14 protein-coding genes and 5 pseudogenes are annotated in these 19,700 nt (G+C 71.9%); 8 read left to right on the plus strand and 11 right to left on the minus strand.

Annotated elements, in window-relative coordinates; genetic code table 11:
* Positions 1-15 precede the first annotated feature (15 nt).
* The 3 genes from ENC19_RS17995 to ENC19_RS18005 form a co-directional block, all read right to left on the minus strand.
* Positions 16-942 (minus strand): ATP-grasp domain-containing protein, encoded by a 927-nt coding sequence (locus ENC19_RS17995; RefSeq protein WP_164448284.1) that lies wholly within the window; start codon positions 940-942, stop codon positions 16-18.
* A gap of 7 nt (positions 943-949) precedes the next feature.
* Positions 950-1,285: a hypothetical protein gene (locus ENC19_RS18000; RefSeq protein WP_164448285.1), complete on the minus strand. Its 336-nt coding sequence runs from the start codon at positions 1,283-1,285 to the stop codon at positions 950-952.
* A gap of 195 nt (positions 1,286-1,480) precedes the next feature.
* A complete protein-coding gene (locus tag ENC19_RS18005; RefSeq protein WP_164448286.1) occupies positions 1,481-2,437 on the minus strand; it encodes a heme o synthase in 957 nt (318 codons plus the stop codon).
* A 289-nt stretch (positions 2,438-2,726) separates the two neighbouring features.
* On the opposite strand from ENC19_RS18005, the gene tkt reads away from it, so the two are divergent.
* The 6 genes and pseudogenes from tkt to ENC19_RS32010 form a co-directional block, all read left to right on the plus strand.
* Positions 2,727-4,865 carry a transketolase gene (tkt, locus tag ENC19_RS18010; protein ID WP_164448287.1) on the plus strand — a complete coding sequence of 713 codons (2,139 nt, stop codon included), beginning with the start codon at positions 2,727-2,729 and terminating at the stop codon, positions 4,863-4,865.
* Between the two features lie 17 nt (positions 4,866-4,882).
* Positions 4,883-6,064, plus strand: coding sequence for a transaldolase (tal, locus tag ENC19_RS18015; RefSeq protein ID WP_164448288.1), 1,182 nt, complete (start codon positions 4,883-4,885; stop codon positions 6,062-6,064).
* 317 nt (positions 6,065-6,381) lie between these two features.
* Positions 6,382-7,896, plus strand: a complete 1,515-nt coding sequence (gene zwf / locus ENC19_RS18020; RefSeq protein ID WP_164448289.1) for a glucose-6-phosphate dehydrogenase — start codon at positions 6,382-6,384, stop codon at positions 7,894-7,896.
* Between the two features lie 99 nt (positions 7,897-7,995).
* A pseudogene (locus tag ENC19_RS18025) lies at positions 7,996-9,011 on the plus strand (glucose-6-phosphate dehydrogenase assembly protein OpcA).
* Positions 9,012-9,068: 57 nt separating this feature from the next.
* A pseudogene (locus tag ENC19_RS31865) lies at positions 9,069-9,263 on the plus strand (6-phosphogluconolactonase); the annotation flags it as partial.
* Positions 9,264-9,495: 232 nt separating this feature from the next.
* A pseudogene (locus tag ENC19_RS32010) lies at positions 9,496-9,591 on the plus strand (6-phosphogluconolactonase); the annotation flags it as partial.
* Positions 9,592-9,612: 21 nt separating this feature from the next.
* On the opposite strand, the gene ENC19_RS32015 reads toward ENC19_RS32010, so the two are convergent.
* The 8 genes and pseudogenes from ENC19_RS32015 to rapZ all read right to left on the minus strand — a co-directional run bounded on the left by ENC19_RS32015 (position 9,613) and on the right by rapZ (position 16,768).
* Positions 9,613-10,185: an RNA polymerase-binding protein RbpA gene (locus ENC19_RS32015; RefSeq protein WP_456243350.1), complete on the minus strand. Its 573-nt coding sequence runs from the start codon at positions 10,183-10,185 to the stop codon at positions 9,613-9,615.
* Between the two features lie 136 nt (positions 10,186-10,321).
* Positions 10,322-10,582 carry a preprotein translocase subunit SecG gene (secG, locus tag ENC19_RS18040; RefSeq protein WP_093401450.1) on the minus strand — a complete coding sequence of 87 codons (261 nt, stop codon included), beginning with the start codon at positions 10,580-10,582 and terminating at the stop codon, positions 10,322-10,324.
* Positions 10,583-10,677: 95 nt separating this feature from the next.
* Entirely contained in the window at positions 10,678-11,469 is a 792-nt protein-coding gene (gene tpiA, locus ENC19_RS18045) for a triose-phosphate isomerase (RefSeq protein ID WP_164448290.1), read from the minus strand.
* The gene (locus tag ENC19_RS18050; protein WP_164448291.1) at positions 11,469-12,668 is read right to left on the minus strand and encodes a phosphoglycerate kinase; all 1,200 of its coding nucleotides are present in this window, start codon (positions 12,666-12,668) and stop codon (positions 11,469-11,471) included. The genes tpiA and ENC19_RS18050 overlap by 1 nt, the downstream gene beginning before the upstream one ends.
* Complete coding sequence (gap, locus tag ENC19_RS18055) at positions 12,665-13,669, minus strand: type I glyceraldehyde-3-phosphate dehydrogenase (protein ID WP_093401453.1); 1,005 nt, start codon at positions 13,667-13,669, stop codon at positions 12,665-12,667. Before gap ends, ENC19_RS18050 begins: the two co-directional genes overlap by 4 nt.
* 248 nt (positions 13,670-13,917) lie before the next feature.
* Positions 13,918-14,898: a DNA-binding protein WhiA gene (gene whiA / locus ENC19_RS18060; protein ID WP_093401454.1), complete on the minus strand. Its 981-nt coding sequence runs from the start codon at positions 14,896-14,898 to the stop codon at positions 13,918-13,920.
* A 54-nt stretch (positions 14,899-14,952) separates the two neighbouring features.
* A pseudogene (locus tag ENC19_RS18065) lies at positions 14,953-15,923 on the minus strand (gluconeogenesis factor YvcK family protein).
* The gene (gene rapZ / locus ENC19_RS18070) at positions 15,920-16,768 is read right to left on the minus strand and encodes an RNase adapter RapZ (RefSeq protein ID WP_164448394.1); all 849 of its coding nucleotides are present in this window, start codon (positions 16,766-16,768) and stop codon (positions 15,920-15,922) included. The pseudogene ENC19_RS18065 and the gene rapZ overlap by 4 nt, the downstream one beginning before the upstream one ends.
* A 267-nt stretch (positions 16,769-17,035) precedes the next feature.
* On the opposite strand from rapZ, the gene ENC19_RS18075 reads away from it, so the two are divergent.
* Together ENC19_RS18075 and recQ are read left to right on the plus strand one after the other, a co-directional pair.
* The gene (locus tag ENC19_RS18075; protein WP_164448292.1) at positions 17,036-17,689 is read left to right on the plus strand and encodes a hypothetical protein; all 654 of its coding nucleotides are present in this window, start codon (positions 17,036-17,038) and stop codon (positions 17,687-17,689) included.
* A 107-nt stretch (positions 17,690-17,796) separates the two neighbouring features.
* Positions 17,797-19,676: pseudogene (gene recQ, locus ENC19_RS18080) on the plus strand (DNA helicase RecQ).
* Positions 19,677-19,700: the final 24 nt, after the last annotated feature.

Consider the following 19,700-nt stretch of genomic DNA (forward strand, 5'->3'; position numbering starts at 1 on the left):
ACAACAACTACATGATCAATCCAGCCGGTACGGGGGTAGGTGGAGGGTGATGGCGTGGGCTAGGCGGTCGGGAGCGCCGTCGGAGTGGCCGAGGAACAGTGAGGGCTCGGTCAGTTCCAGTTCCACGAGCACGGGGGTGCCGTCGGGGCCGGGGATCAGGTCGACCCGGGCGTAGAGCAGGCGGTCGGACCCGCCGGGCACCGCCGCGAGGGTCTGCGCCGCGACGGCGAGCTGGGCCGGCTGTGCGGTGCGGGCGGTGATCTCCTCGACCTTGTACAGCGCGTCGACACCCTCGTCCGGCCCGGTCAGCATCGGACCCTTGCGGATGGCGTGACTGAAGGTCAGACCGGTCGGGCCGGTCAGGAAGAGCAGCGCGGTCTCGCCGACGGTGTCCACCGCGGTCAGGTACGGCTGGACCATGGCCACCCGACCGGCCGCGCCGAGCCGACGTACGTGGGCCACCGCGAGATCCCGGTGGCCGGGCTCGGCCAGGTCGTAGCGGCCGGTGTCCAGGCTGCCGGCGCTCACAGCCGGTTTGACGACGTACTCACCGTGATCAGCAGGTGGCTGCCACGGCTGGTCGGGCAGTACCCAACCGGTGGGGACGGTGGGCACCCCGGCTGCTGACAACTCGTCGAGGTAGCGCTTGTCGGTGTTCCACCGCACCACGTCCGCCGGATTGACCAGTCGGGGTACGTCCGTCGCCCAGGAGACGAACTCGTCCCGGCGGGACATGTAGTCCCAGGGCGAGCGGAGCACCGCCAGGTCGTAGCGGGCCCAGTCGACGGTCGGGTCGTCCCAGACCACCGGCTCGGCGGCGATTCCCCGCGCGGCCAGCGGAGCCACCACGAGACGGTCGTCGTCGTCGAGGTCGGCGAGTTCGGTGCAGGTGACGAGAGCGACCCGGGGTTTCCCCCGGGTCGACTGGTGGTGATCGGTCAATTTATTCTCAACGGGCCATGGTGCGTCGGGCCATCGAGCGCCAGAGGTCGTTGCTCGGGCGCATCTGGTCCATCAGTTCCCGTTCCCAGGCGTTCTCCACGGCGACCCCGGCCTGCGCACAGGCCTCGCGGGCGGTCACCGTGTCCTCGGCGAACTGGTCGCCCCACGCGCCGTCGGAGCCCACCAGGACGATGCGGGCACCGCGCTTGCCGACGTACTCGATGACCGCCTTCGCCCCGCCATGCTCGGCGGCGAACGACCGGATGCCCGCGATCAGGCCGTTGGGGGCCTGCCCGGAGGCGGTCTGACCGGCCGTCAACGTCGTATCGGAACCATCTGCCATAACGTGAAGACTAAGCAGAGATGCACCCGGACGGGCGAGAACCATCAACCTTTTGTGATACCCATTACCCGCAGGTTTAAGGAAGACCAAAGGCGTTTCGCCCGTATTTATCAGCAACAAATCGGGTGAATCGGAGCGACAGAACGTCCGCAAACGGACGGAGCCGACGAGGGGGAAACCCGCCGCGGGCGGCCGTCAGAGCAGCGCGTCGAGCGCCGCGGCGGCGAAGACGATCGTCAGGTACGACGTCGACCAGTGGAACAGCCGCATCGGCTTGACCGGCTCGCCCCGACGGGCCCGCCCGGCGAGCCGGTGCGCCTCGACCAGGAAGATCGCGCCGACCACCAGCGTCGGGACGCCGTAGACCGCGCTCAGCCCCAACGCCCACACGGCCAGCGAGGTCAGCACGGTCAGCCAGGCGAACAGCACGATCTCGGCGTTCACCCGCCGCACCGAGGCGACCACCGGGAGCATCGGGATGCCGGCCCGCGCGTAGTCGTCCTTGTATTTCATCGCCAGCGGATAGAAGTGCGGCATCTGCCAGAAGAAGACCACCCCGAACAGCGCCCACGCCACCGGCGACAGCGAGCCGGTAACCGCCGCCCAGCCGATCAGCACGGGCGCGGCACCGCAGGCACCGCCCCAGAAGGTGTTCGCCGTCGTCGTGCGCTTGAGCCACAGGGTGTAGACGACGTCGTAGTAGACGATCGCGGCCAGCGTGAGCCCGGCGGCGAGCAGATTGGTGAAGGCCGCCATCAACGCGACCGAGACCACCGCCAGCACCAGGCCGAAGATCAGCGCGTTGCGGGGCGTCACCGTGTGCGCCGGCAGCGGCCGCCGCTTCGTCCGTCGCATCAACTGGTCGATGTCGCGGTCGATGTAGCAGTTGAGCACGCTGGCCGCGCCCGCCGCGAGCGAGCCGCCGACCAGCACCACCGCGACCAGCCACAGCGACGGCAGCCCCCCGTGCGCGAGCATCATCGCCGGCACCGTGGTGACCAGCAGCAGCTCCACGATCCGCGGCTTGGTCAGCGTCACGTACGCCGCCACCACCGCCCGCAGGTCGCGGGGGCGGGCTGGGGTCTCCCCGGCCGTACGCACCGGCGGCTGCCCGGCAGGGTTACTGACGGGGCGCTCGGTGATCATGCTCACGGATTGCCACCTTCCGGCGTCGGGAGGGGAGGTCACGGCGGCGGGACCACCTCGGGTCCACACACCGACCCACACACTACGCGTCGTCGTTTTGGCTGCCCGGGCGACCCGGCAACGGTGCCAGTCGTCACACCCGAGGCTGGCGACCGAGCCGGCGACGAGGGTGAACCGCGAGACACGCCCGAAACGTACAGACCAGCATGCTGAGATCCTCGGGCGCACGTTTAGCCGCGCTCGATAGGGTCACCACTGAGGGTTCCGCCCATCTCGCCGAGGAGCACAAACCACCGTGGCTGCCAACCGACCCGCGCACCCCGCACTTGACTGGTCCGATCTCGACCGCCGTGCCGTGGACACCGTCCGCGTCCTGGCCATGGACGCCGTGGAGAAATCCGGCAACGGCCACCCGGGCACCGCGATGAGCCTCGCCCCTGCGGCGTACCTGCTGTTCAACCGGGTGATGCGACACAACCCGGCCGATCCGAACTGGCCCGGTCGGGACCGCTTCGTGCTCTCCGCCGGGCACTCCAGCCTGACGCTCTACATCCAGCTCTTCCTCGCCGGCTACCCGCTGAGCCTGGACGACCTCAAGTCGCTGCGGCAGTGGGGTTCGCTGACCCCGGGGCACCCCGAGCACGGGCACACCCCCGGCGTGGAGACCACCACCGGCCCGCTCGGGCAGGGCCTGGGCAACGCCGTCGGAATGGCCATGGCGGCGCGGCGGGAACGCGGCCTGTTCGACCCGGAGGCCGAGGCCGGCGAGTCCGCCTTCGACCACCACATCTGGTGCATCGCCTCCGACGGCGACATCGAGGAGGGCATCAGCCACGAGGCCAGCGCCCTGGCCGGGCACCAGCAGCTGGGCAACCTCTGCGTGATCTACGACGACAACGAGATCTCGATCGAGGACGACACCCGGATCGCGCTGAGCGAGGACGTCGCGGCCCGCTACACCGCGTACGGCTGGCACGTGCAGACCGTCGACTGGCGGCGCGGCGACGCCGACAAGGGTGACTACCACGAGAACGTCGAGGAGTTGTACCAGGCGCTGCTGGCCGCCAAGGCGGAGACCGACCGCCCGTCGTTCATCGCGCTGCGCACCATCATCGGCTGGCCGGCACCGAACAAGCAGAACACCGGCAAGATCCACGGCTCGGCGCTCGGCGCGGACGAGGTGGCCGCCACCAAGGAGATCCTCGGCTTCGACCCGGCCGGCTCGTTCGAGGTCACCGAGGAGGTGCTCGGCCACACCCGCTCGGCGCTGCGGCGCGGCGAGGCCGCCCAGCAGGAGTGGACGACCACCTTCGACGAGTGGTCGCAGGCCAACCCGGAACGCCGCGCTCTCTACGACCGGCTGGCCGGCCGGACGCTGCCCGAGGGCTGGACCGACGCCCTGCCGGAGTTCCCCGCCGACGCCAAGGGTGTCGCCACCCGGGCCGCCTCCGGCAAGGTGCTGGCCGCGCTCGCGCCGGTGCTGCCCGAACTGTGGGGCGGCTCCGCCGACCTGGCCGAGAGCAACAACACCACGATGAAGGGCGAGCCCTCCTTCGTCCCCAGCCAGTACGCCACCAAGGAGTTCCCCGGCCACGAGTACGGCCGGACGCTGCACTTCGGCATCCGGGAACACGCCATGGGCGCGATCCTGAACGGCATCGCCCTGCACGGCGGCACCCGCCCGTACGGCGGCACCTTCCTGGTGTTCAGCGACTACATGCGGCCGTCGGTCCGGTTGGCCGCGTTGATGAAGCTGCCGGTGGTCTACGTCTGGACGCACGACTCCATCGGTCTCGGCGAGGACGGCCCGACCCACCAGCCGGTGGAGCACCTGACCGCGCTGCGGGCCATCCCCGGCCTGGACGTGGTCCGCCCGGCCGACGCCAACGAGACCGCCTGGGCGTGGCGGCAGGCGCTGGAGCACACCGACCGGCCGACCGCGTTGGCGCTGAGCCGGCAGGCACTGCCGACGCTGGACCGCTCGCAGCTGGCCGGCGCGGAGGGGGTCGCCAAGGGCGGCTACGTGCTGGCCGAGGCGTCCAACGGCAAGCCCGAGGTGATCATCATCGGTACCGGCTCCGAGGTGCAGCTCTGCCTCACCGCCCGGGAGCGGCTGGAGGCCGACGGCACCCCCACCCGGGTCGTCTCGATGCCCTGCCAGGAGTGGTTCTTCGAGCAGGACGAGGCGTACCGGGAGTCGGTGCTGCCGCGCGGGGTAAAGGCCCGGGTGAGCGTGGAGGCGGGCATCGCGATGTCCTGGCGCGGCATCGTCGGCGACTGCGGCGAGAGCGTCAGCATCGAGCACTACGGCGCGAGTGCTCCGCACTCGGTGCTCTTCGAGCAGTTCGGCTTCACGCCGGACCGGATCGTCGCCGCCGCACACGCGGCGCAGACCCGGATCGGCGACATCACCGGTTTCACGACCGGCAACTGAGGGAGGCGTTGGCGCACATGACGACCGACAGGCTGGGCGAGCTGACCGCCGCGGGAGTGGCGGTCTGGCTCGACGATCTTTCCCGGGTACGTCTGAACTCCGGCGGGCTGGACCAGCTGCGCCGGGACCAGCACGTGGTCGGGGTCACCACCAACCCGACGATCTTCGCGAAGGCGTTGAGCGACGCCGACGAGTACGACTGGCAGCTCCGCGACCTGGCCGCCCGGGGTGTCGACGTGGAAGAGGCCGTCCGCATGCTCACCACGTACGACGTGCGGTGGGCCTGTGACGTGATGCGCCCGTCGTACGACGCCAGCGCCGGTGTCGACGGTCGCGTCTCCATCGAGGTGGATCCGCGACTCGCCCACGACTCGCACCGCACGGTCGCCGAGGCCAAGGCGCTGTGGTGGTTGGTCGACCGACCGAACCTGTTCATCAAGATCCCGGCGACCGAGGCCGGTCTGCCGGCGATCACCGCGGCGTTGGCCGAGGGGATCAGCGTCAACGTCACGCTCATCTTCGGCCTGGACCGCTACTCCCAGGTGATGGAGGCGTTCCTGGCCGGGCTGGAGCAGGCCAAGGCGAACGGCCACGACCTGAGCACCATCGGCTCGGTGGCCTCGTTCTTCGTCTCCCGGGTCGACACCGAGGTCGACGCCCGGCTGGAGAAGATCGGCTCCGCCGAGGCCAAGGCGCTGCGCGGCAAGGCGGCGGTGGCCAACGCCCGGTTGGCGTTCGAACGCTACAGCGAGGTCTTCGCCACCGACCGGTGGCGGGCCCTGGCCGATGCCGGAGCGCACCCGCAGCGTCCGTTGTGGGCCTCCACCTCGACCAAGAACCCGGACTACCGGGACGTCATCTACGTCGAGGAGCTGATCGCGCCCGGCACGGTCAACACCATGCCGGAGCCGGTCATCCACGCCTACGCCGAGCACGGTGAGACCCACCCGGACACCGTCACCGGCGCGTACGACGACGCCCGGGAGGTCTTCGCCGCGCTGGAGTCGGTGGGCGTGGACCTGGCCGACGTGATCGCCACGTTGGAGCGCGAGGGCGTGGAAAAGTTCGAGGCGAGCTGGCAGGAACTGCTCGACGGCGTCCGCAAGTCGCTGACCGCCGCCGGTCAGGGCAGCGGCAGTCCGGGCGACGCCGCCCGGGGCAACGCCGACGCCGCCGTGCGCGCCGGCGGAAATGCGTGACGATGCCGTCGTCCGGCAGTACCCACGCCGCCACCTGGACCGGGTGGCGGCGTGGGTCGGTGGTGCTACGGCAACGGTTCGCAGGTGGGTAGCTTTCTTCAGACAACCGGTACGGTCGGCGTTGATCTACCGGTGCCCGGAAACCCGTACTCAGGTGAGGAGTCGCCGGTGACCGGCGTCCCTGGCCGGTCGGCGACGTCCGCTGCCGCACCAGTAGCCGGCCGAGCGGTCGGCGGAACCGGTCCGGCCGGTCGGCGCGGTGGGGTCGCTACGGGCATGACGATGGACGACGTGGACGAGCGGAGCGAGGAGGCGGCGTGAACCCGCTGCGCGACCCGCAGGACCGGCGACTACCCCGGATCCCGGAGCCGTGCGCTCTGGTGATCTTCGGGGTGACCGGTGACCTGGCCCAGAAGAAACTGCTACCCGCGGTCTACGACCTGGCCAACCGGGGGCTGCTGCCGCCCGGCTTCGTGGTCGTCGGGTTCGCCCGCCGGGACTGGGCCGACGGCGACTTCGCCTCGCTGGCCCGTGAGGCGGCCAAGGCCCACTCCCGCACACCGTGGCGGGAGGAGGTGTGGTCACGACTCGAACACAACATCAAGTTCGTCGGCGGGTCGTTCGACGACGACACCGCCTTCGACAACCTCGCACACTGCCTGGAAGGGCTGCGCGACAGCCACGGCATCCACGGCAACGCGGCCTTCTACTTCTCCATCCCACCGGCGGCGTTCCCGGTGGTGCTCAAGCAACTGGCCCGCACCGGCATGGCCGACAACGAGAAGTGCGGCGGCTGGCGCCGGGTGGTGGTGGAGAAGCCGTTCGGCAACGACCTGCCCTCGGCCAAGGCGCTCAACGACCTGGTCGACGACGTCTTCACCCGGCAGGACGTCTTCCGCATCGACCACTACCTGGGCAAGGAGACGGTCCAGAACATCCTCGCCCTGCGCTTCGCCAACAGCCTCTTCGAGCCGCTGTGGAACTCGCAGTACGTCGACTCGGTGCAGATCACCATGGCCGAGGACGTCGGGATCGGCAGCCGGGCCGGCTTCTACGACTCGGTCGGCACCGCCCGCGACGTGTTGCAGAACCACCTGCTGCAACTGCTCGCCCTGGTGGCGATGGAGGAGCCGACCAGCTTCGACGCCGACGAGATCCGGGCCGAGAAGCTCAAGGTGCTCAAGGCCATCACGCTGCCGAAGGACGTCACCCAGGGCACCGTGCGCGGTCAGTACCTGCCCGGCTGGGTCGGCGGGCAGCGGTCCAAGGGCTACCTGGAGGAGGACGGCGTCCCGTCGACGTCGACCACCGAGACCTACGTGGCGGTGCGGCTGGGCATCCAGAACCGCCGATGGGCGGAGGTGCCGTTCTACATCCGGGCCGGCAAGCGGCTGCCACGGCGGGTCACCGAGGTCGCGGTGATGTTCAAGCAGGCGCCGCACCTGCCGTTCAATCCGGCCGACATGGAGATGCTCGGCAACAACCAACTGGTGATCCGGGTGCAGCCGGACGAGGGCGTGGTGCTCAAGTTCGGTTCCAAGGTGCCCGGCACCACCATGGAGGTCCGCGACATCGCGATGGACTTCCAGTACGGCGAGGCGTTCACCGAGTCCAGCCCGGAGGCGTACGAGCGGCTGGTGCTGGACGTCCTGATCGGCGACCGGACGCTGTTCCCGGACGCCGCCGAGGTCGAGCAGAGCTGGGCCGTGGTGGACCCGCTGGAGCACGCCTGGGAGGGCACCAAGCCCGAGCCCTACCGGTCCGGGGAGTGGGGCCCCCGGGCCGCCGACGAGATGCTGGCCCGCGAGGGCCGGGCCTGGCGGCGGGCGTGACCGGGCGGACCATCGGGCTCAGCGCCGCGCCGCGCGCCGCCGGTGAGCGGAGCGAGGCGGCGGCGCGGCGCGCGGAGCGAGCGAAGCAGGAGGCTGCGGGTGATCGGACTGTGGGACACCACCGGCAACGAGGTGGTCAAGGCGCTCGCCGCGGAACGACGCAGCGCGGGCGGCGGGCCAGCGGCATGGCGCTGACCCTGATCGTGGTGGTGGACGAGAAGCGGGTCCGCGAGGCGGAGGCGGCGGCCACCATCGCCGCGGCCGCGCACCCGTGCCGGCTGCTGGTGGTGGTCCGCTCCGACGTGGACCGGGACCGCAACCGGCTCGACGCCGAGATCGTGGTCGGCGGGCGGCTTGGCCCCTGCGAGGCCGTGGTGATGCGGATGTACGGGCGGCTGGCGCTGCACGCCGAGTCAGTGGTCATGCCGTTGCTGGTGCCGGACGTACCGGTGGTGACCTGGTGGCACGGTGAGCCGCCGGAGGAGATCGCCACCGACTTCCTCGGCGTGGTCGCCGACCGGCGGATCACCGACTCCGCGCAGGCCGCCGACCCGATCGCGGCGCTGCGGCAGCGGGCCCGCGACTACGTCTCCGGCGACACCGACCTCGCCTGGACCAGGATCACCCCGTGGCGCACCCTGGTGGCCGGCGCCTTCGACACCACGGACGCGCAGCTCACCGAGGCCGTGGTGGTCGCGCCGCCGACCGACCCGACCGCCGCGCTGATGCGGGGCTGGCTGCGCAGCCGGCTCGGCATCAAGCCACGCTGGGACCGGGCCCGCGAGTTTCCTCGGATGCGGGAGGTCCAGCTGCGCTGCGGCAACGGCGACGAGTTGACGCTGACCCGGGAGGACAGCGTGGCCACGTTCCGGCGCACCGGCCAGGAGGACCGGATCCTGCCGCTGGTGCGTCGGCCGCTCGGCGACGAGTTGGCCGAGGAACTGCGCCGGCTCGGCCCCGACCAGGTGTACGCGGAGGCGTTGGGTGCCTTCGCCGGGCTGGCCAACCTGGAGCGGCGGCCCAGCCAGCGGGTGCACGTCTGGAAGGACCCGGCCACCGCCCGACGGGCCGAGGCCGGCGCCACCGCGCACGCCACCACGAACACCGGCTCCTGACCCCCATCCCCTCCGGCACGCACGACACCGACCGCCCCGCGGTCGCGAAAGGACACCATGAGTGAGGCGAGTGTCGCCGTCCACGCCGACGCCGACCTGCTGGCGCAGGCGGTCGCGGCCCGACTGGTGGTGCGGCTGCTCGACGCCCAGGCGGCCCGCGCCAGGCGTCGGTGGTGCTCACCGGCGGTCGGATCGCGGCGGCGGTCTACCGGGCGGTGGGGCACTGCCCGCTGGGACGCGGTCGACTGGTCCCGGGTCGACTTCTGGTGGGGCGACGAACGGTTCCTGCCCGCCGGTGACCCGAGCGCAACGAGACCCAGGCCCGGGCGGCGCTGCTGGCGCGCTGCCGGTGGATCCGGCCGGATCCACGCCATGCCGGCTCGGACGATGGCGCCGACCTGGAGGAGGCCGCCGCCCGGTACGCCGCCGAACTCGCCTGGCGGCCGGCTCCGGCACCCGCCGTCTGCCCCACTTCGACGTGCTGATGCTCGGCGTCGGCGAGGACGGGCACGTCGCCTCGGTCTTCCCGGAACACCCGGTGCACTACGAGAGCCGACCGGTGAGCGCGGTGCGGGCAGTCCGAAGCCCCCACTGGTACGCATCACCCCTCACCCTCCCGGCGATCAACACCGCCGAGGAGGGTGGCTGGTGGCCGGGGCGGCGACAAGGCCCCACGCGGTCGGCATGGCGCTGGCCGGTGCCGGACCGGTGCAGTGCCGGCGGCCGGTGCAGGGCGTCGGGCGTACCTTCGCGTCGACCGGGCCGGTGGCGGCCGCACCTGCCGGCCCGCTTCCGCAGCCTGCGCTGACGCGACCGGCGGCGGCGAAGCTTGCGACCGGCCGCGGCGCTGACGCAGCGCGGCGAGCGCCTCGGCGAGGATCGCTTCGCCCTCGGCGTCGGTACGCCGTTCCTTCACGTACGCCAGATGGGTCTTGTACGGCTCGGCCCGGGCCCGGCCCGGCGGATCCTGGGCGTCCTGACCAGCGGGTAGCCCGCAGCGGGGGCAGTCCCAGACCGTCGGGGCCGCCACGTCGGCGACGATCCGGATGTCGGTGCGGTGCCCGTTGCGGCACCAGTAGCTGACCGACCGGCACGGGACCGGCTGGTGGCGTTCGGGCGGGCGTGGGGGCGCGGACCCGACGCGGGCGCCCCGGATGACGTGGCCGTTCGGCACGGCGCTGACTCCTGTCGTCGGAGGGGACCGCCGTCGGGGGGTGGACGGCGGGCGACGCGGTGCAGCGGGTGAAACGGACTGCGCGCGGACCGTCGGGTGACGGACCGCGCGCAGATTGTACGCCTCGGGGGTCGAATCAGACGCCCGTGCCCACCTCGAGCCGGAGCCAGAGACCGAGCCCGATGATGCAGGCGAACCAGACGATGCCCACCAGCACGGTGTAGCGGTCCAGGTTCTTCTCGGCCACCGACGAGCCGGCCAGGCTGGAGCTGACGCCACCGCCGAACATGCTGGACATCCCACCGCCCTTACCGCGGTGCAGCAGGATCAGCAGGGTGAGCAGGACGCTCGTGATGACCAGCAACACGATCAACGTGTAGGCGAACCAGATCGGCATGGCGGGGGTCAGTCCTCTCGTTACGATCCTCGCCCGGGCAGTTCGGGCACGGCGGCACCGACCGGCGGACGGGCGGAGTCAAGGATAGCGAGCGATCAGCCGGTGATGTGCTCCGGGAACCGGCAGATCTTCGCGAACTCCTCGGCGTCCAGGCTGGCGCCGCCCACCAGGGCGCCGTCCACGTCCGGCTGCGCCATGATCGAGGCGACGTTCGACGACTTGACCGAGCCGCCGTAGAGGATCCGCACCCCGTCGGCGGTGGCCTGGTCCACGGTCTCGGCCAGCCGGGCCCGCAGCGCGCCGCACACCTCCTGGGCGTCCTCCGGGGTGGCCGTCTTGCCGGTGCCGATCGCCCAGACCGGCTCGTACGCGACCACCACCCGGAGGACCTGCTCCGGGCTGAGCCCCTTGAGGGCGGCGTCGAGCTGGTCGGTGCAGTGCGCCACGTGGGTGCCCTGCTCCCGGACGTCCAGCCCCTCCCCCACGCAGAGGATCGGGGTGAGCCCGTGGGTCAGCGCCGCCTGCACCTTGGCGCCCACCAACGCGTCGTCCTCGCGGTGGTACTGCCGCCGCTCGGAGTGGCCGACGGCCACGTACGTGCAGCCGAGCTTGGCCAGCATCGCGCCGGAGATCTCCCCGGTGTACGCGCCGGAGGCGTGCGGTGACAGGTCCTGCGCGCCGTAGCCGATGAGCAGCTTGTCGCCCTCCACCACGGTCTGCACCGTGCGCAGGTCGGTGAAGGGTGGCAGCACCACCGTCTCCACCTCGGTCAACTGCTTCTCGGTGAGGCTGGCCGCCAGCTTCTGCACCAGCAGGTTCGCCTCGAGGTGATTGAGGTTCATCTTCCAGTTGCCGGCCATCAGCGGCCGGCGGGGGGCGCTCGCCATCAGTTCTCCAGGGCCGCGATGCCGGGGAGGGTCTTGCCCTCCAGGTACTCCAGGGACGCGCCACCGCCGGTGGAGATGTGCCCGAAGGACTTCTCGTCCAGCCCCAGGGCCCGCACCGCGGCGGCCGAGTCACCACCACCGACCACGCTGAACGCGTCCGCGCCGGCGATCGCCTCGGCCACCCCGCGGGTGCCGTGCGCGAAGGCGGGCATCTCGAACACGCCCATCGGGCCGTTCCAGAAGATCGTCCGGGCGCCCTTCAGCGCGGCGGCGAAGCCCGCCACCGTCTTCGGGCCCACGTCCAGCCCCACCCGCTTGCTGGGGATGCCGTCGGCCGGCACGGTGTCGTGCGCGGCGTCCGGGGCGAACGCGTCGGCGGCCACCACGTCGACCGGGAGCATGATCTTGCCCTCGGAGCGCTCCAGCAGGTTGCGGCAGGTCTCCACCATCTCCGCCTCCAGCAGGGAGGAGCCGACCTCGTGGCCCTGGGCCTTGAGGAAGGTGAAGCACATGCCACCGCCGATGAGCAGCCGGTCGACCTTCGGCAGCAGCGCCTCGATCACCGCGAGCTTGTCGGAGACCTTCGACCCGCCGAGCACCACCACGTACGGCCGCTCGGGGTCGCCGGTGAGCTGCGAGAGCACCTCCACCTCGCGCAGCACCAGCCGGCCGGCGAAGTGCGGCAGCCGCGCCGGCACGTCGTGGACGCTGGCGTGCTTGCGGTGCACCGCGCCGAACGCGTCGTCGACGTACACGTCGCCGAGGGCGGCGAGCTGGTCGGCGAAGGCGCCCCGCTCGGCGTCGTCCTTGCTGGTCTCGCCCTTGTTGAAGCGGAGGTTCTCCAGCAGTGCCACCTCACCGTCGGCGAGCGCCGCCACCGTCGCCCGGGCCGACTCGCCGACCGTGTCGGTGGCGAAGTGCACCGCCGTGCCGAGCAGCTCACCGAGCCGCCCGGCGACCGGGGCGAGGCTGAACTGCGGGTCCGGCGCACCCTTCGGCCGGCCCAGGTGGGAGCAGACGACGACCTTGGCGCCGGCCTCGGTCAACGCGCCGAGGGTCGGCAGCACCGCCCGGATCCGGCCGTCGTCGGCGATCTGGCCGGTCTGCTTGTCGAGCGGGACGTTCAGGTCGGCGCGCACCAGCACGCGCCGACCCGAGACCCCCTCGGCGAGCAGGTCGTCGAGGTTACGGATGCTCACAGCGACGAACCAACCAGCTTCACCAGGTCGACCAGGCGGTTGGAGTAGCCCCACTCGTTGTCGTACCAGCCGACGACCTTCACCTGGTTGCCGATGACCTTGGTCAGCGGCGCGTCGAAGATGCACGACGCCGGGTCGGTGACGATGTCGGCGGAGACGATCGGGTCCTCGTTGTAGGTCAGGATGCCCCGCAGCGGGCCCTCGGCGGCGGCCTTCAGCGCGGCGTTGACCTCGTCCACCGAGGTCTCCCGACCGACGGTGACGGTGAGGTCGGTGGCGGAGCCGGTCGGGATCGGCACCCGCAGCGCGTACCCGTCGAGCTTGCCCTTGAGGTCCGGCAGCACCAGGCCGATGGCCTTCGCGGCGCCGGTCGAGGTCGGCACGATGTTCAGCGCGGCGGCCCGGGCCCGGCGCAGATCCTTGTGCGGCGCGTCCTGGAGGTTCTGGTCCTGGGTGTACGCGTGGATGGTGGTCATCAGACCCTGCTGGATGCCGAACGTGTCGTGCAGGACCTTCGCCATCGGCGCCAGGCAGTTGGTGGTGCAGGAGGCGTTCGAGATGATGTTGTGCTTCGCCGGGTCGTACTGGCCGTCGTTGACGCCCATCACGACCGTGACGTCCTCGTTCTTCGCCGGAGCGGAGATGATGACCTTCTTGGCCCCGCCGTCGATGTGCGCCTTGGCCTTGGTGGCGTCGGTGAAGAAGCCGGTCGACTCGATGACCACGTCCGCGCCGACGTCGCCCCACGGCAGCGCCGCCGGGTCCTTCTCGGCGTACGCCTTGATGGACTTGCCGCCGACGGTGATCTCGTCGGCGGTGGCCTTGACCTCCTGCGGGAGGCGGCCCAGGATGCTGTCGTACTTGAGCAGGTGGGCGAGCGTCGCGTTGTCGGTCAGGTCGTTGACGGCCACGACCTCGACGTCAGCGCCGGACGCCAGCACTGCCCGGAAGAAGTTACGGCCGATCCGGCCGAAGCCGTTGATGCCAACCCGGATGGTCACAGGTCCCATCTCCTCGCGTTCTGGTCCGCCGGCGTGGAGACCCTCGGCCGGCGAAGTGGTGTGCGCCGACCGTTGGAGCCGGCCGTTGACGGTTCATCCCGGCCACCTCGCCGCGGTCCGAGGGACCTGACCGCCGTCGAGGCGGTGGATACGGCGGGGAGCACCGGTGCCGGCCCCCTTGCCGTACGCAGCGACCATATCCGAGCGCGCCGAGCCACGCTGCGCCGGGTGGTCGCCCCACCGTCCTATCAGACCACGAGCATGTCGGGCGTGACGGCCGCTTCGGTATCCGGGATGCCGAGGTCGCGGGCCCGCTTGTCGGCCAGGGCCAGCAACCGGCGGATCCGTCCGGCGATGGCGTCCTTGGTCAGCGGCGGGTCGGCGAGCGCCCCCAGCTCCTCCAGGGACGCCTGCCGGTGCTCCAGCCGCAGCCGGCCGGCCGAGGTCAGATGCTCCGGCGCGTCGTCGGCGAGGATCTCCAACGCCCGGGTCACCCGGGCCGCGGCGGCGACCGCCGCCCGGGCCGAACGGCGCAGGTTGGCGTCGTCGAAGTTCGCCAACCGGTTGGCCGTCGCCCGCACCTCGCGCCGGACCCGGCGCTCCTCCCACGCCAGCACGCTGGAGTGGGCACCGATGCGGGTGAGCAGCGCGGCGATCGCGTCGCCGTCCTTGACCACCACCCGGTCGACGCCGCGCACCTCCCGGTTCTTGGCGGTGATGCCCAGCCGCCGGGCCGCGCCGACAAGCGCCAGCGCCGACTCCGGTCCCGGGCAGGTGATCTCCAGTGCGCTGGAGCGACCCGGTTCGGTCAACGAGCCGTGCGCCATGAACGCGCCCCGCCAGGCGGACACCGCGCAGCAGACGCTGGCCGCGACCACGTGCGGCGGCAACCCGCGCACCGGCCGACCGCGCACGTCGAGCAGCCCGGTCTGCCGGGCCAGGGCCTCGCCGTCCTTGACCACCCGGACGATGAAGTGGCTGCCCTTGCGCAGCCCACCGGAGGCGAGCACGTGGATCTCGCTCGGATAGCCGTAGACCTCGGCGATCTCGCGCCGCAACCGCCGGGCCACCGCGCCGGTGTCGAGCTCGGCCTCCACCACCACCCGCCCGGACACGATGTGCAGCCCACCGGCGAACCGCAGCAGCGCCGCCATCTCCGCCCGCCGGCAGCAGGGCTTGGGCACGTCGACCCGACTCAGCTCGTCCTTGACCGCCGCGGTCATCGCCATTGTGCGTCCCCTCACGGACCGGTTCCGGCGTGTCGCCGGAGATTACGTACGTGTCTAACGATCGGCGCCCAGTACAGGCACCAGGGCGGCGCCCAGAGCAGCCGGATCATGACGGGGAGTGCCGTCGTCGACCGCGACGGGAGCGAGGACCAGCCGGGCTCCCAGGGATTCTGCCGCACCGTGGACCGGTTCGGGGTCACCGACCGCCTTGGCGTCGGCGAGCACGAAGTCGACCGTCAGCTCCGGCAGGTACCAGCGCAGCGCCGCCAGGTGGTCGGCGACCGAGAGACCGAGCGTCTCCTTCTCGGCGGCGAGGTTGAGGGTGACCAGTCGCCGAGCCGGGCTGGCCAGGATTGCGGCGGCCAGCTGCGGCACCAGCAGGTGCGGCAGCACGCTCGTGTACCAGCTGCCCGGCCCGAAGATCAGCCAGTCGGCGGCACCGATCGCGGCGACCGCCTCCGCGCACGCCGCCGGCGCCTGCGGGGTTAGCCGCAGCGACTCGACCCGCCCGGTGGTGACCGCGACCTGGTGCTGTCCGCGTACGGTGCACACCTCGTCGGGTCGTGCGGGGTCGGCCCCGCGTACCCGGGCCTCGATGTCGACCGGCTGGCGGGACATCGGCAGCACCCGGCCGACCGAGCCGAGCATCGCCCCGGCGTGCTCCAGCGCCGCCACCGGGTCGCCGAGCAGCTCCATCAGCCCGCAGAGCACCAGGTTGCCAACCGCGTGCCCGGCCAGTCCGTCGGTCCGGCCATCCGCCGCCAGCTCGGCGAAGCGGTGCTGGAACAGCCCCGCGCTGCGCCGGGTCGCGGGATGGTCGCCGGACAGCGCGACGAGCGCCTGGCGCAGGTCACCGGGGGCAACCCACCGCGTTCGGCCCGCAGCCGGCCGCTGGAGCCGCCGTCGTCGCCGACGGTCACCACCGCCGTGATGTCCAGATCCAGCTCCGGTGCGCACCGGCGCAGTGCCCGCAGCGAGGCGGACAGGCCGTGCCCGCCGCCGAAGGCCACCACCCGGATCGTCATTCCCGCCCCAGGTCGCGGTGTTGGGCGTTGGCGGCCAGCCCGGCGCGACGCAGTCGGGCGGCCAGCTCCTCGGCGATCGCCACGCTGCGGTGCTTGCCGCCGGTGCACCCGACCGCCACGGTCAGGTACCGCTTGCCCTCACGCTCGAAGCCGGCCGTGGTGGCGTTCACCAGGTCCGCGTACGCGTCGACGAAGGCGTCCGCGCCCTCCTGTCCCAACACGTACGCGCTGACCGCCTCCTCGCGCCCGGTGTGCTCGCGCAGTTCGGGCACCCAGTAGGGGTTGGGCAGGAACCGGGCGTCCATCACGAAGTCGGCGTCCGGCGGCAGGCCGTACTTGAAGCCGAAGGAGATCACCGTCAGCCGCAGCCGGCGGGCGTCCTCCCCACCGAACAGCTCCTCGACCCGGCGGCGCAACTGGTTCACGTTGAGGTGACTGGTGTCGATGATCACGTCGGCCTGGTCGCGGGCCTCCTCCAGCAGGCCCCGCTCGACGGCGATGCCGTCGGCGAGCCGGCCGTCGCCCTGCAACGGATGCGAGCGGCGCACGCTCTCGAACCGGCGGATCAGCACCTCGTCGTCCGCGTCGACGAAGACCACCCGGGGGGCGTAGCCACGCTCCCTCAGCTCTCGGATCGCCTCGGCCAGATCGGTGGAGAAGGCTCGGGAGCGCACGTCCAGCACCATCGCGGTACGCCGGGCCGCTCCACCCGCCTTGACGGCCAGCTCGGCCATGTCCAGCAGCAGCGCCTGCGGCAGGTTGTCGACGACGTAGAAGCCCACGTTCTCCAGTGCCCGGGCCACGGTGCTGCGGCCCCCACCGGACAGCCCGGTGACCACGACCAGTGTGGTGTCCGCTTCGGCGGTCGCCCCGGTCTGCTCACCGGGTACGCCCGCACGGTGACCGGTCGTGTGCGCCTCGCCCACCCGTCTGCCCCTCCAACCGCGCCGCCCCGGCCGATCCGGCCGGGCATGGTCAAGCAGCGACTCTAGCTCGCCGGGGTCGGGCTCCGCGGGACGCACCGCCGCCGCGTCGCAGGGCCATCGGAAGCGCGCACCCGTCGTGTCGGCTGACTGACGGCGCGCGACGCGCGACGCGGCTATCCTCCGGCCATGGGCAGGCACGGGGCGCGGCTGCGCTGGGTGGTTGCCCTGGTGTCGGTCACGGTCGCCGTGCTGGCCACGGTGGACCGCTACGTCGACCGGGAACGCGAGTGGGCACGCGGCGGCGACCGGGTGGCGGTGACCGTCGAGGCCGTGCTGCCAAAGCCGGACGGGGTGGCGGGCGCGGTCGTCGCGTTCGGCTGGCCCGAGCCGGTGGACAACGTCATCGGCGACCCCGACCGGCAGTCGGTGGTGTTGCGGCTGCGCTGGTCCGGGCCGCCCCGCAAGGGCCACTACCAGGTCATCCTGCTCGACTCTCGGGTGGAACCCGCCCGGGTGGTGCAACCCTACGCGGGCTGGGACGCCGCCGGCGGCACCGGTTCCAACTGGGCCGGAGCGTACGACGTGCTGGCCGACCGCTACCCCTGGCTCGCCGACACCGCCACCCGCGAGGAGCCCGAGGGCACGTTCACCACCGGGCCCAACGTCGGCGCGGTGGGCACCCGCGCCGTCGCCGACGGCAGCCTGATCGCCGTCTTCCGGCTGGTGCCCGGCGCCCTGCCGCTGACCGACCCGTCGCGCCTGGCGGTGGCGTTCTGCTACGTCGATCCCGACGGCGACGTCCGCTGGGCCAAGCGTGTCCCCGTCCCACCCGCCCGATAACCGGCCCCGCTTCGAACTGTGGCAGCGTAGGTAGTCGACACGCCGGGCCGACAGCACCGGCACTGCCACAGATCGAACGGAAAGTCAGCCGCTCGTAGAATTCCCGGATGGTCTCTCCCGCCGACGTGAGCGTCACCGACCTGGCCAGCTCCGACGCCCCGACCGGGGAGAAGGTGACCGCGGCGCTGGACGTGTTGCGGCGGGTCTTCGGGTACGACTCGTTCCGGGGTTTCCAGCGGGAGGTCATCGACCACGTGGTGGCCGGCGGGGACGCGCTGGTGCTGATGCCGACCGGCGGCGGCAAGTCGTTGTGCTATCAGATCCCCGCGCTGGTCCGCGACGGCGTCGCCGTGGTGATCTCGCCACTGATCGCGCTGATGCAGGACCAGGTCGACGCGTTGACCGCGGTCGGGGTACGGGCCGGTTTCCTCAACTCGACCCTCGACCCGGACACCCGCCGGCTGGTCGAGGCGGAGTTCGTGGCCGGCGAGATCGACCTGCTCTACCTCGCGCCGGAGGCGCTGGCCAGCCGGGGCACGTTGAACCTGCTGGACCGGGGGCGGATCGGCCTGTTCGCCATCGACGAGGCGCACTGCGTGTCGCAGTGGGGCCACGACTTCCGGCCGGACTACCTGAACCTGTCGATGCTGCACGAACGCTGGCCGGGCGTACCCCGCATCGCGCTGACCGCCACCGCGACCAGCGCCACCCGCTCCGAGATCGCCACCCGGCTCAGTCTCACCGAGGCACGGCACTTCGTGGCCAGCTTCGACCGGCCGAACATCCAGTACCGGATCGTGCCGAAGCGGGAGCCGCGCAAGCAGCTGCTCGCCCTGCTGCGCGACGAACATCCCGGCGAGGCGGGCATCGTCTACTGCCTGTCCCGCGCCTCGGTGGATAAGACCGCCGAGTTCCTGGTCGCCAACGGCATCGACGCGCTGCCGTACCACGCCGGTCTGGACGCGGCCACCCGCGCCGCCAACCAGCAGCGCTTCCTGCGCGCCGACGCCGTGGTGATGGTGGCGACGATCGCCTTCGGGATGGGTATCGACAAGCCCGACGTGCGGTTCGTCGCCCACCTCGACCTGCCCAAGTCGGTCGAGGGCTACTACCAGGAGACCGGCCGCGCCGGCCGTGACGGGTTGCCGTCGACCGCCTGGCTGGCGTACGGGCTCCAGGACGTGGTGCAGCAGCGGAAGATGATCGACACCTCCGAGGGCGACCTGGCGCACCGGCGCAACCTCGCCGCCCACCTCGACGCGATGCTGGCGCTCTGCGAGACGGTCCGCTGCCGCCGGGCACAGTTGCTTGAGTACTTCGGCGAGCCGGCCACCGGCGGCTGCGGCAACTGCGACACCTGCCTGGAGCCGCCCGAGTCCTGGGACGGCACGGTGGCCGCGCAGAAGCTGCTCTCCACCGTCTTCCGGCTGGACCGGGAGCGCAACCAGCGGTTCGGCGCCGGGCACTGCGTCGACATCCTGCTCGGCCGCGCCACCGACAAGATCACCCAGCATCGGCACGACTCGCTCACCGTGTTCGGCATCGGTGGTGAGCTGAGCGAGGCGGAGTGGCGTGGCGTGGTCCGGCAGCTGCTCGCCGAGGGGCTGCTCGCCGTCGAGGGCGACTACGGCACGCTGGCGCTCACCGACGCCAGTGCCGAGGTGCTCGGCCGGCGGCGCACCGTGATGCTGCGCCGGGAGGCGGCACGCCCGGCGAAGGCGGCCAAGCTCGGGGCGCGGCCACCGTGGTCGCCGAGTTGCCGGCGGAGGCGGCCGGCACGTTCGAGCGGCTGCGGGCCTGGCGGGCGGCCACCGCCAAGGAGCAGGGCGTACCCGCGTACGTCATCTTCCACGACGCGACGCTGCGCCAGATCGCCGCCGACGCGCCGTCGTCGCTGGCCGAGCTGTCCCGGATCAGCGGCGTCGGCGAGAACAAGCTGGCCCGCTACGGCGAGCAGCTCCTCGGGGTGCTCGCCGCCGTCGACTGAGGTGACAGACCGCCGGCCGGTCAG

This window comes from Verrucosispora sioxanthis (assembly GCF_010560025.1).
Classification (GTDB): Bacteria; Actinomycetota; Actinomycetes; order Mycobacteriales; family Micromonosporaceae; genus Micromonospora; species Micromonospora palythoicola.